Below are 13,970 nucleotides of genomic sequence, written 5' to 3' on the forward strand. Positions count from 1 at the left end.
CACTATCAATCATAAAAACCTCCGGGATCTGTATCCACAGAATTATAAAAAACTAAAGAATACCTAATAGATCTTCACCGCTAAATTCTGTTATAAGTATATTCAGATTAACTTCCTAGATGTACTTGGTGGGGTGCATACACTAGTGCTAAATCTGGTAAAGTAAAAGAACTTGGAAGAAAAGTCAGAAATTTTAATCAAGGAATTTGGGAGGAAAATCGCTTTGAAATTGTAGTAAGAGGTAATTTTTACAAGTTTAGGCAAAATAAAGAATTGTCAAGATTTTTAAAAAATACAAACGACCGGGTTTTGGTGGAAGCTAGTCCTGTTGATGGCATTTGGGGAATAGGGCTTGCTCAAAACGATGAGAATGCTAAAATCCCATATTTTTGGAATGGACTAAATCTACTGGGCTATGCATTAATGGAAACGAGAGACCTGCTAAATAACACTAAGCATTGAAATAGCTTCAGTTTGAACTAAACAAATCGTTTAGACCGCTAAAATCTATGCAAAAAATATTGTAACGAAGTTTCGATTTTAGCAGCATTACAATATAAATTCCTCTAGTTCCGTAGCAGGAAAATTACAAGTTCATCATGCTTCAGATTTATATTCAGAAGGGTTACTGCCGTATTTCTCTTTAAAGATTTTCCTGAAATATTTAATACTGTTAAAACCAACTGCAAAAGAAGCCTCAGTCACCGAATAGTTTTCCCGGTAAATTAGGTCGGCTGCTTTTTTTAACCGAATATCCCTAATTAGTTCATTAATATTAAACCCGGTAAGCGCTTTAACCTTTCGGTAAAGCGGAGTCCGGCTCATCCCCAGTTCTTTGGCAAGAAAAGTGGTATTCACTTTCTTTAAATGATCAGGATTTAATACGATAGCTTCGATACTTTGCAGAAATTGTTTTTCAGAATGGATTAAATTAGAATTGATTTCTTTATCATCTTCTATTTTCAGGTTATGAGAATAGGAAAAATAAGAACGTAATTTTTGCCGGTTAGTAAGTAAACTACTCACCTGTGCAAGTAACACTTTTGGTTTGAAAGGTTTTGTGATATAAAGATCGGCACCACCTTTGTACCCAGAACTGATACTTTCTGTATTTTCCCTTGCTGTTAGCAATATGATTGGAATATGACTGGTTTCTATATTTTCTTTTAATTCTAAACAAAGATCTATACCATTTTTTATCGGCATCATGACATCAGATATAATAATGTCTGGAATATACTTTATCGCTTTACTAACCCCTTCACTCCCATCCTGGGCAAACAGTAAATCGTATTCCTCCTTAAAGATATTTTCTAAAAAAAGTCGGATTTCAGGGTTATCGTCTATGACCAAGATGATATTTTTATTGCTTGCCGTGCTAAGACTTTTTTGATGTTCCGTATTTACGGCTTGGTAAAGTTCCTCTTTAGGAACTTCCGGTAAAGGCTCTGTTAGATTTTCTATAATCTCTTTATCGGCTACCAGAAATTTCTTTGGAATACAAAGGGTGAAAATGGTATTTTTACCGGGAATACTTGTAACGCTAATCGTCCCCTCATGAAGCTCGGCAAAGCTTTTAGATAAGGCTAATCCAATACCCGTTCCCATTTTTTGGCGATGTTCCCTGGCACGGTAATACCATTCGAAAATATGGCTTATTTCCTGCGGACTAATTCCCTCTCCCTGATTGCTTACTCTTATTTTTAGATCATCATTTTCACAAAAAACCTTCAGTTTAACTTCAGTTTCTACCTCTGAATATTTTACCGCATTCGATAATATATTGTTGATAATTATTCCAAATTTCTCGATATCACAATACAAATGCTGTTGAGCAATGGTATATTCTAATGTTAAATGTACTTTTTTCTCTTTAGCCAGTGGCTGAAAATTGGTTAACCAGCGCTTTAATTCGTCTTTAATATTATAAGTCCCGCAATGAAGTTCACTAAGGCCTTCTTCAGACTTCCTGAATTCTAATAATTTATTAATAGCCTGCTGTAGGCTATTTGCATTACGTTTAATAAACTTTAGATCCTCCCTTGAATCTTTTTGTTTGATCTTCTCCAGTAAATTATCGATAGGCGCTAAAATTAGAGTCAGCGGTGTTTTAAGCTCGTGCGAAAATCCGGTAAAAAACCGCAACCGTTCTTCGTTTAGCTGATGCTCCAGTTGATATCGTTTTTTTTCAAAAGCAATAGAATTTCTTAATTTAATTCGTTCACTATAATATCGGGATATCAGGTATATAAGTAAGATCGAAAACAGTATATAGAGAATATAAGCAGGCCAGGTACTCCAAAAAGGCGGGGCGATAGTAATTCCCAATTGTGCCTGTTTTATTTCCTTTAATCCCGACTTACTTTTTACCAGAAGCTGATAATTACCGGGAGGAACTTTTGTAAAATTTGCCGTACCCGCACCATTTGCAGCTATCCAAATATCACTATAGCCTTTTAATTTATAAATCAATTCTGTGTTTTTTACGAAAGGAAAATTTAAACTATGAAAATCTATAGAAAAAGAGTTTTCCTTGTAAGCCAGATTGACATCTTTCTTAAAAACAAGGGATTTATCAAGGATTGCATCCTTGCTATTTTGAACACTGACTTTTTGATTTAAAATTTTTAAGTTTTCAAAATAAATAGAGACCTGGGTATCCTCTTTTAATATTTCAGAAGATTGGAAAAAATTCAGCCCATTATTTCCCCCAATATAAATTACACCGTTCTTACTTCTTGTAATAGCTCCTATATTGAATTCCCCATTTTGTAAATTGGTGAGTGAAGATATATTTACGACCTCTTTATTTTCTATATTAAACCGGTTTATACCATTAAAAGTGCTTAACCAAATATATTTATTATTGTCTTTAACCATTCCTACTATAGAATTGTTGCTTAATCCATCTATTTCAGAGATCCGGTCAAACCTGTTTGTCACAGTATTTAAATGTACCAGCCCTTCATACCTTGTTCCGGCATAAACGTCATTTTCTGCTGTACACAATACACTAAATATAATACTACTGGGAAAGTCCAGTCCTTCATCGGTAGCATAGGTGGTGAGCTGCTGAGTTTTAGGGGTATATTTCTTAAGTCCGGATCCGTATGTGGCCATCCATAAATTGCCTTCCTGATCTTCGTCTATATCACGAATATCCAGCTTTTCCAGAGCTGGAACATGCTCAAAAATTCCGGCATCTTCATTATATTTAAATAATCCACCCCGATTGGTCCCCACCCATATTTGTTGATGATGATCTTCAAAAATAACACGTACATCACTACCTTCAGAAGTTGTTCCCTGAAGATAGTGCTTAAAACTCCCATTGTACAGGCAATTTAAACCCTCACGATAAGTACCTACCCATAATCTCCCTTTCGAATCTTCCAGTAACGAAAGAATATAATTACTACTTAAACTGTTTTCATCAGTATTTTGGGCGTAATGTTTAAAAACCTCTGTTTCAGGATCGTAATAATCGAGTCCGCCGCCATCAGTACCAACCCAGATATTTCCATTTTTAGAACTTGCAACCGCTCCTATTCTATTATGACTAAGGCTTTGATCAGTATCGTTCTTATGCTTACGAATCCCTACTATTTCTCCAATTGTCTTCGTAAAACTTATACCCGTAGGAGTACCTACCCACATATTCTCTTCCTTATCCAGGTAAAGAACAGATACGGTGCGGTTATTTATACTTTCTGAACCTTCTGAAGGCAAATACCATTGTATATCCAAAGGTTGCTCCTTCTGTAGATTATCCATTTTTATAAGATTAATCCCTCCATTGCGAGTACCAACCCACATGTATCCATTGTGGTCTTCCTGAAAACATAATACATCATTGTCGCTTAATCCGCCTGCTGAATTAATTCCTTGCTCTATTCTAAGAATAGTATTGTCTTTTGTAATGATCACAATACCGTTTCTGGTGCCAATCCAAATATTATCCTTACGATCAAGATACGTAGTATTTATTGCTCCTAGTTTTAAATAATCTGCTTTTAAGGTATTAGTCTTTAAGTCGATTTGATTTAAGCCATCATCAAAAGTTCCTACATATAAATAACTGTCCCGCTGAATTATCGAGGATACTTCTTTGGAAGATAAATACTTATTTATTGCAGGAGCTTTATGAAAAGAATTTTGGTTCAGATCTAAATGTTGTAAGCCCGCCCTATATATTCCAATATCTAAAATATTAGCATCAGGCCTTTTATGAAGTGCACTTATACTATTTCCCAGAATATCAGAGTATCTCGTATCAAAGAGTTCTATAGACTCATATTTTATATCGTAAATATTTAACCCGCCGTCAGTACCGATATACAGCTTGTTTCCAACAATAGTGATATTCTGAACGTAGTTATTGGAAATATGATAATACGGATTTCCACTTTTAAAAACTTTGAAGTTATTTCCGTCATACCTGTTTAATCCATCATTGGTAGCTATCCATATATATCCCAAAGAATCCTGGGTAATATCATTAATCAGATTACTGGACAATCCATCCTCGGTAGTAATATTATAGAAATGAAAAGAGGGTGATTTTTGTGCAAAACAATCGCTGGAATAGAAAAATTGCAACACTAAACATATAAACCCATATAAACACTTACGAATTCTCATTTAGACGAAAGTAATTTTGTTGATTTTTCAAAAACACACATTAAAGATCAGTAAAACAATAAATTGAGTCATTTATCACCTTGCTTTAAGTCAATTACCACCCCATAAATTCCTGCTAATTTTAGGAAAATTGTAACAACAAAAAGAAGCGAAATCGTTTTCAAACAATTTATTCGCACAAAGCTAACTTTTATTTAACAATTAACTAAAATTACAGTATATGTTTAAATTTTTACTAAACCTGGGCAAGTCCAAACCCATATTGTTGGTTTTATTAATGGCAAGCTCAACACTTTTAGCCCAGCAAATTGAAATTACCGGGCAGGTGTTTGATGAAACCGGCCTTCCTTTACCAGGAGCCACCATAGTTGTAAAAAACACCTCTAATGGAACGGTAACCGATATGGATGGAAAATTTTCTTTAGAAGTAAGTGATCCTGAAAATGCCATATTAGTCATTTCTTTTGTAAGTTTTCAAACCAAAGAAATTGAGGTTGGTGATCAAAAATCCTTCGCTATTACATTAGAGAATGACACCGAATCCCTTAATGAAGTGGTCGTAGTTGGGTATGGTGGGCAAAAAAGAGCCACGCTTACGGGTTCTGTATCTGAAGTAGAAGGTGGCGATCTGGTAAAAAGTCCGCAACCTAACCTTTCCAATTCCTTTTCTGGAAGGATTTCTGGAGTCATCGCCAATAACCGTGGTGGGGAACCAGGATATGATGATTCGAGTATCAGTATTCGTGGATTGGCAACAACTGGTAATAACGATGTCTTAGTGGTTGTTGACGGTGTACCGGGACAGGTTGGAGGTCTTTCCAGACTTTCGCCGGAAGATATTGAAAGTATCACAGTACTTAAGGATGCATCAGCTGCAATATACGGAAGCCGTGCCGCAAATGGTGTGATACTGGTAACTACTAAAAGAGGAAAAACGAACTCAGCCCCATCGGTATCTTATAAATTTGATGTAGGATTTTCCTCTCCTACGCGATTACCCGATATGGCTGATGCATCGACCTATGCCAAGATAAGAAATGAAATCGCTTATTATAACAGTCCGAATGATGGTCTGAATCAGGTTTATTCTCCTGAAGAAATAAATCTTTTTGCTAATGGTAATGATCCTTTAAATTATCCAAATACCGATTGGGCAAACGCGGCTCTTAGGGATTATGCTACCCAAACGCAACATAATCTTAATGTATCCGGGGGATCAGAGAAAGTTAATTATTTCTTCTCTTTAGGCAAAACATCCCAGGAAGGTTTATATAAAAATGGGGCTACCCAATATGACCAGTATAATGTTCGATCAAATTTAGATGTTGATATTTCTGACAGGTTAAGCGTTGGTCTTTCGCTATCAGGAAGAAAAGAAGACCGGCAATTTGCAACCGAAGGGGCTGATTATATTTTCAGATCGATATATAGAGCTTACCCTACAGTAGCCGCCATATATCCAAATGGTTACCCATCTACCGGTATAGAAAATGCAAACCCGGTAATTATGGCTACTTCTGTGGGAGGAGTAAATAATCAGCCAAAATATGTGTTTAACGGAATCCTTAAAGCAAAATATGAATTACCATTTCTTGATGGATTGTCTATAGATGGTTTCTTTTCTGTAGATGAACTATCCAGTAGAATTAGGAATTTTAAAACGCCATATACCCTCTATAATTACAATAGGAATACCGACGATTACAGCCCAGTGGTTATTGGCGGCGGCCCAGATGAACAGGCTTCTTTAGAGGAGGAACACTTCAGTCAGTCCAAAACGGTTGGTAATATTAAGCTGAACTTTAAAAGAAGATTCGACAATCACAATATCGATGCATTTATAGGCTACGAAAGAAGTGAAAACAAGGATCATACTTTAGGAGCGTCAAGGATTCATTTCCCAACCACGCAAACTCCTGAACTTTCTCAGGGAGGAGGAGCAGCGACCGATAAAGATAATTATGGCAGTAGTTATAACTTTACCAGAGAGAGTTTCCTTTCGAGAATAGCTTATAATTACAGCGAAAAATATCTTGCCGAATTTCAAATGCGGGTAGACGGATCTTCTATCTTCCCTAAAGGGAATAGATATGGTGTTTTTCCTTCTATTTCTGCAGGTTATCGAATTACCCAGGAAGACTGGTTTAATGTAGACTTCTTTGATGATTTGAAAATTAGAGCTTCTTACGGTGTCTTGGGGAATGATAATGTGGGGCAGTTTCAATATTTCGACAATTACGCCATTAATAATAATTATGTAATTGGAGGGAAAGTCGTTACGGGTATCGACCTTATAAGACTTGCTAACCCTAATATAACATGGGAAGTAGCGCAAAAAACTGATATTGGAGTAAATTTTAAATGGCTGGATCATTTTAATACCGAAGTCATCTACTTTAGTCAGGATCGAAAAGATATTCTGATTAACCGTAATGCATCAATCCCAGGAACTACGGGAATTGTAAATCCATACCCAACAAATGATAACGACCCATTGGTTCCATCTGAAAACATTGGAGAAGTGAAAAGCCATGGATTTGAGGCAAGCCTGGGTTACGACTTCAAAGGGGAAGGTGATTTTAACTTTGGAGTACAGGGAAATTTCACTTATGCAAAGAACGAGATTGGTTTTATTGATGAGGCCCCTGGTGTTCTGGATTACCAAAAACAAACAGGACGTCCTCTTAACACCTATCTGTTATACAATGCTATAGGAATTTTTAGAACACAGGAAGATCTGGATAATTATCCACATGTTGAAGGCGCAAGATTAGGTGACTTAATCTATGAAGATCTTGATAATGATGGGGAAATAACTCCAGATGACATGTACAGAAGTGAATACGGAAACATCCCTCAGATAACATTTGGGCTTGTTTTGGATGCTAATTATAAAAATTTCGATTTCTCAGCTGTATTTGCCGGCCAGGGTCAGGTAAGACAATATGTGCTTCCGGAATCTGGAACTGTTGGTAACTTTTATAGCAGCTGGGCCGATAACAGATGGTCACCGGATACCCCTCAGGGAAGTTACCCCAGAGTAAGTGAACGTGCTTCTTCTGCAGTAAGCGGAGGAAGGTTCAGAAATGATTTCTGGCTAAGAAATACAGCCTTTGTTCGTCTTAAAAATATTCAATTAGGATATACCCTTCCCGCAACATGGACAGATAAACTAGCCATAGGTAATGCAAGAATATATGCCAGTGCATTTAATCTATTCACTTTTACCGATGTAGAGGATTTTGATCCTGAAGGTAGTAGCGAAAGCGGACAGTTCTACCCACAACAAAAGATTATCAATCTTGGAATTAATGTTCAGTTTTAAAAAAAGGATTTATGAAATTTAATATACTAAATACAAAAATATTCTTATTCTCCCTATTAGGAAGTTTTATTTTGATAGGATGTCAGGATGATTATTTAGAGGTAACCCCAACAGATCGTGTTTCTGATTCGGCAATACTTAACGATTCCACCTTATTTGAAGGTTATGTTATTAACAGATACCTGGGCGTTCGTCTTACTGATAAAGAAGGCGAGGGAAGCCGTCCCGGCTTTGGAAGAGGCTTTGAATATGCAATGTGGAGTTCTTTGACTGATGAGTCTATTTATAACAATGATGATAATACCTGGCTCATTCAGCAGGGACAGTTAGCCCCTGAAAATACGGGTATTGCAGGAACAATTTGGGGACGTAGCTATCGTAGTATCAGAGAGGTTAATTATGCCCTCACCAATATCGAAAATTTAGCGATGAGCGACTCAAAAAAAGAGGTTCTTACGGCTGAATTAAAATTTATAAGAGCCTATAGATACCATGATCTTATTAGAAATTATGGCAAAGTAGTCCTTATGGGAGACCGGGTGGTAGAACTTGGTGACGATTTAACCGATCCTAGTTTATTCGAGAAAAGTACGATATCAGAAGGATTAACCTATACCATAAACGAATTAGACGCTGCTATTGATGGTCTACCTGAAAATCATTCTAACACCTGGCAGGAAGGTAGAGCGACAAAAGGTGCTGCCATGGCTCTTAAAGCCAGATTATTATTATATGCAGCCAGTCCGTTATATAACAACAATGCCAGTGATCCTCAAAAATGGGCTGAAGCGGCTAATGCTGCTAAGGAAGTTATGGATCTTGGAATGTACAGCCTATATCCTGATTACCAAAAGCTTTTTCTGGAATCTTTAGGGAATAACGAAATAATATTTGCGCGCTACTACAATCTTAACGCCTTACATACCGCTCTTGAAATCGCCAATGGTCCCAACGGATATGGCGGCTGGGCAGGTAATGTGCCACTACAAAATTTAGTAGATGACTATGAAATGGCTGATGGATCTGAATTTGATTGGAATAACGAATCACATGCGCAGGAGCCTTATGAAAATAGAGATCCAAGATTTTACCAAACCATTTTATATAATGGCGCTGAATACCGTGGAAGAGAAGTAGAGACATTTGTGCCCGGCGGTTTAGATAGTCCGGATGGACCTTCAAACTGGAATACCAGTAAATCAGGTTACTACCTGAGAAAGTTTATCGATGAAGATCTTCCAATTATTAATCCATGGGGAGTAGCAGGTACACAAGATTGGATATATATACGATATGGTGAAATTTTACTGAATTACGCTGAGGCTCAAAATGAAGCTGCCGGTCCAGATGAATCGGTTTATAATGCCATAAATCTAATCCGTTCCAGAGCTGGTATGCCAAATATAGAGAGCGGACTAAGCCAAAGTGAAATGCGTGAAAAAATTCGCCATGAAAGAAGAATTGAGCTTGCGTTTGAGGAACACAGGTATTATGATGTAAGACGATGGATGATCGCAGATGAGGTAGAAAACCAACCTGCTTTGGGAATGAGAATTACCAGAACAGATGGAGATTTAAATTACAGTACTTTTACGGCGCTTGATGGAAAAAATTTTAAAGAAAGAAATTACTGGTTACCTATTCCAAGAAGCGAAATATTAGCTTCTGATAACCAAATAGAACAAAATCCGGGATATTAAAATCATTAAACCATATTGCCAGTTGGCAATATGGTTTTTTATTTCCGGTCTTTTCTAAATATAAATTTTCGTTATCCGCAATAATTCAGGTTTACGTACCACATTCCAAAATATGTGCAAAAACTATAACCGTTAGGACCATTTACTGGTAACACTATTACACTCATTCGATGATAAAAAACTTTCAATCTTATTTTTTACTAATCACATTCCATTTGTTTTTTATTTCCTGCCAACATGAAAATAATGATGGAGAAAAAAAAACTATAGAGGAAAACAGCGATAAGGTAATAACGATAACAATTGAAGATAACGTCAGTTTTCAGACGATAGACAATTTTGGTGCATCTGATGCCTGGAGCATACAGCATATCGGCAATTGGCCGGATCCTAAAAAACAGAAGATAGCACAACTCCTTTTTAGTCAGGAGTTGGATGAAAATAAGCATCCGTTAGGAATAGGTCTTTCCTTATGGCGATTTAACCTGGGGGCAGGCAGTGCTCAACAGGGTAGTGATAGTGGTATCGCAGATGAATGGAGAAGAGCAGATTCATTTTTAGAACTTAATGGTACCTATTCTTGGCAACGGCAATCGGGACAGGTTTGGTTTGCAAAAGCAGCCAAAGATTATGGTGTAGATCAATTGCTTGTATTTCTAAATAGCCCACATGTAAATTTCACCAGAAATAAGAAAGCATTTAGTACAAGTGGCCAGCAATCCAATTTAGCAGAAGCTAACTATCAAAAATTCGCAGACTATTTAAGTAATAGTATAAAAGGGATGAAAAAACTAGGTCTTACAGTAGACATTGTAAGTCCGTTTAACGAACCGCAATGGGATTGGGCAGATGGTGGACAGGAAGGCAGTCCTTTCTGGAATGATGAGATAGCAGCGATTACCAGAATAATAAATAACAGTTTTACCGAAAACAATATAGCAACAAAAATTGATCTTCCTGAAGCTGCACAGCTCAACTATTTATTCGAAGACGATAATAAACCCGGAAGAGGTTCTCAGCTTAACTATTTTTTTGATGAAAATTCACCAGGTTACATTGGCAATCTTGAGCATTTAGGTCAGGTAATTTCAGGACATAGTTATTTTACCACTTCTCCTAAATCTAAATTAGTTGGAGAACGAAAGAAACTTAAACAAAACTTACAGAAATTTCAGAATTTAAAATACTGGATGTCTGAGTATTGTATTCTTGGTGATAATGATGGAGAAATAGAAGGAAACGGCAAAGATCTGGGGATTGCTCCCGCGCTTTATATGGCTAAAGTGATACATCATGATTTAAGTATCGCTAATGCTTCAGCCTGGCACTGGTGGACTGCAGTATCGGTTTATGACTATAAAGACGGATTAATTTACGCCGATAAAAATAAAGAAGACGGAAATTTTGAAGCCAGTAAAATGCTTTGGGCGCTTGGAAATTATAGCCGTTTTATTAGGCCTGGAGCTAAACGCATTCAAATTAGTACAGAAAATGAATTGCCTGAAGGAGTTCTGGTTTCAGGCTTTAATTCTCCAGATAATCAGGAGCATATTCTAGTACTTATCAACCCTCTGGACAAAGCAATTCAGGTTCAGTTTAAAAATGACGAAAAGTCCTTAACCCCCAAATCATCCTATGTAACTTCCAGTGATAAAAACTTAGCTCCTGTAGAATATGGTGCTAAAATTTTGCTAGCCGGAAAATCAATCACCACTTTAATTTTTTAAAAATGATATGAATATAAATTTTTTAAAAACGCTATTGCATTGGCAAAAAATTCTCCTTTTGCTTGTTGTAAGCTTTCCGTTAGCTATAAGCGCACAGGAAAATTCTAAGATGCTATTTAATGAATCCTGGCAGTTTCATTTGGGAGAATTAACAAATAAAAGTGATGTGAACTGGCAAAATATATCACTTCCTCATGATTGGAGTATTCAAAGTGATTTCGATCCCAAGTGGGCAAGTGGAACGGGGTTTCTTCCCGGTAGTATCGCCTGGTACAAGAAAAACTTTGTTATTCAGGATTATTCTCCAAATAAAAAATACAGTATTTACTTTGATGGTGTTTATAAAAATAGTGAGGTATGGATAAACGGTCATTTTTTAGGTAAACGACCTAATGGATTCATACCTTTTCAATACGATTTAACGCCATACTTAAACGAAACAGAAAACGAAATACTCGTAAAATGTAATCATACCGATTATGCAGATAGCAGATATTATACCGGCTCCGGAATCTATCGGAATGTTTATTTAATTCAGCAAAATCCCATTCATTTTTCACAATGGGGTGTTTTTGTAACGACCCCAAAAATAGAAAAAGATGAGGCAGAATTAAATATCCAGCTGGAAATTGAAAATTTAACCGGACAGCTATCCCCCTCAACTATCATCATCAATATAAGCGATAACGAAGGTGAAATTGTAGCCACGAACACCTCTACATTACAGTTGTATCCTAATAGGGAAAATTATAACGAACTGCATTTAAAAATAGATACTCCGAAACTGTGGGAACCAGATACCCCTAATCTTTATGATGTAGATATCCGTATAGAAGTAGACGGTAAATTGATGGAGCTATGGAGTGATAAAATTGGAATTAGGGATTTTAAGTTTGATGCTAATAAAGGCTTCTTTTTAAATGGAAAAAACATGTTGATTAAAGGGGTCTGTATCCATCATGATGCCGGAGCTCTAGGTGCTGCCGTCCCTAAGGAAGTTTGGAAAGAGCGGTTAAGAACCCTTAAAAAACTTGGTGCAAACGCTATTAGAATGAGCCACTATCCACATCAGGATTATATTTATGATCTTGCTGATGAAATGGGCTTCCTGGTTCAGGACGAAGCCTTTGACGAATGGGAATTTGGTAAAAATAAGTGGATTGAAGGCTGGAATGAAGGAACACCCGGTAAAGATGGTTACCATAAAGACTTTGAACAATGGGGTGCTAAAGATGTAGAAGATATGGTTAGGCGGAATAGGAACCATCCATCTATAATTATGTGGAGTATAGGCAACGAAATTGATTATCCTAATGATCCTTACACTCATCCCGTTTTAGATGAAGGCCGAAATCCTCAAATTTACGGCAAAGGATATATGCCCGATCACCCCCCGGTAGATCAATTAGGTAAAATTGCAAATGAACTTAGTATGGCTGTCAAGAAATTTGATACCACAAGGCCTGTTACTGCGGCACTTGCTGGTGTAACCATGTCTAACTTTACAGCCTACCCTAAGATCCTGGATATTGTGGGATATAATTACCAGGAATTTAGATATAAAGAAGATCATGCCAAATACCCCGAAAGGATTATCTATGGAAGTGAAAATGGGGATGCGCTTAGTGCCTGGAATGCCGTAAAAAACAATGATTTTATCGCTTCCCAGTTTTTATGGACAGCATTTGATTTTATCGGGGAGGCTGGAAAATGGCCTTATAGAAGTAGTGGTGCCGGAATTATTGATCTTGCGGGAAAACCAAAACCGGACTTTTATTTTAGAAAAAGTTTATGGAATGATGATCCTATGGTTTTTATGGGAATAACTGAAACTGAAGAGAATGTTATCAAGAGACGCCATATTTCAACTAGCTGGAGCGGATCTGAAAAGGATGTAAAATATGTGAGCGCATATACTAATGTTGATTCGGTTGAGCTTTTTTTAAATAATAAATCCTTAGGAAAGAAAAAAGGCGAATACGATGGAAAAATGATCTTCTGGAAGGTGCCTTTTAAAAGCGGAGCGTTATTACTTAAAGGTTATAATAAAGAAGGAAAAGAAATAGCGACTCATACATTACACACACCTGAATCGATAGCAGATTTTAAAATCACTTATAACAAAGAAGATATTGGAACTGAGGTGGATAATATTCTTATTGTTGATATTGATTTGATAGATAAAAACGGGACACTTATCATAAATGATGATCGCCCGGTGACTTTTGAATTGCCATCATCAATAAAAGTGCTGGGATTAGAAAGCGGAGACTTGAAAAGTCACGAAAATTACCAAAGTAATCAGCGAAGTTCTTATCAGGGAAAATTACGAGCATATCTTAAACTATCAGAAGGAACAAAAAATCAGGATGTTTCAATCAATGTTAAGGTAAAGGGAATTGGTGAAAAATCATTCACCTTAAATGAAAGATAAATCTAAAACTATGAAAAAGACCTTTTTAAGCCTACTAGGATTATTATTGTTTACGGTGGGCTATACGCAGCAAAACGAGTGGGAAGATCCCACTAAAGTAGACCGCCATAAGCTTGATGGCCGTAGTGATTTTGTACTCTACA

5 protein-coding genes and 1 pseudogene are annotated in these 13,970 nt (G+C 36.7%); 5 read left to right on the forward strand and 1 reads right to left on the reverse strand.

Annotated elements, in window-relative coordinates; genetic code table 11:
• Nucleotides 1-162 precede the first annotated feature (162 nt).
• Nucleotides 163-462, forward strand: a pseudogene (locus AC13DP_RS04705) (NADAR family protein); the annotation flags it as partial.
• 135 nt (nt 463-597) lie between these two features.
• Here AC13DP_RS04705 and AC13DP_RS04710 read toward each other — a convergent pair.
• Nucleotides 598-4,641, reverse strand: a complete 4,044-nt coding sequence (locus tag AC13DP_RS04710) for a two-component regulator propeller domain-containing protein (RefSeq protein WP_347405715.1) — start codon at nt 4,639-4,641, stop codon at nt 598-600.
• 220 nt (nt 4,642-4,861) lie between these two features.
• Here AC13DP_RS04710 and AC13DP_RS04715 point away from each other — a divergent pair, with 220 nt between their 5' ends.
• From AC13DP_RS04715 to AC13DP_RS04730, 4 genes are all read left to right on the forward strand, one after another.
• The gene (locus tag AC13DP_RS04715) at nt 4,862-7,966 is read left to right on the forward strand and encodes a SusC/RagA family TonB-linked outer membrane protein (RefSeq protein ID WP_347405716.1); all 3,105 of its coding nucleotides are present in this window, start codon (nt 4,862-4,864) and stop codon (nt 7,964-7,966) included.
• Nucleotides 7,967-7,977: 11 nt separating this feature from the next.
• Nucleotides 7,978-9,666: a RagB/SusD family nutrient uptake outer membrane protein gene (locus AC13DP_RS04720; RefSeq protein ID WP_272958327.1), complete on the forward strand. Its 1,689-nt coding sequence runs from the start codon at nt 7,978-7,980 to the stop codon at nt 9,664-9,666.
• A 170-nt stretch (nt 9,667-9,836) separates the two neighbouring features.
• Nucleotides 9,837-11,393 (forward strand): glycoside hydrolase, encoded by a 1,557-nt coding sequence (locus AC13DP_RS04725; protein ID WP_483067383.1) that lies wholly within the window; start codon nt 9,837-9,839, stop codon nt 11,391-11,393.
• A gap of 58 nt (nt 11,394-11,451) precedes the next feature.
• Entirely contained in the window at nt 11,452-13,827 is a 2,376-nt protein-coding gene (locus AC13DP_RS04730; protein WP_483067384.1) for a glycoside hydrolase family 2 TIM barrel-domain containing protein, read from the forward strand.
• Nucleotides 13,828-13,970 lie beyond the last annotated feature (143 nt).

This window comes from Zunongwangia sp. L-65, from assembly GCF_056859415.1.

Bases quoted from the DNA above. Each gene is read 5' to 3' on its own strand.
- AC13DP_RS04710 (WP_347405715.1), bottom strand. From the start codon at position 4,641: ATGAGAATTCGTAAGTGTTTATATGGGTTTATATGTTTAGTGTTGCAA.
- AC13DP_RS04715 (WP_347405716.1), top strand. From the start codon at position 4,862: ATGTTTAAATTTTTACTAAACCTGGGCAAGTCCAAACCCATATTGTTG.
- AC13DP_RS04720 (WP_272958327.1), top strand. From the start codon at position 7,978: ATGAAATTTAATATACTAAATACAAAAATATTCTTATTCTCCCTATTA.
- AC13DP_RS04725 (WP_483067383.1), top strand. From the start codon at position 9,837: ATGATAAAAAACTTTCAATCTTATTTTTTACTAATCACATTCCATTTG.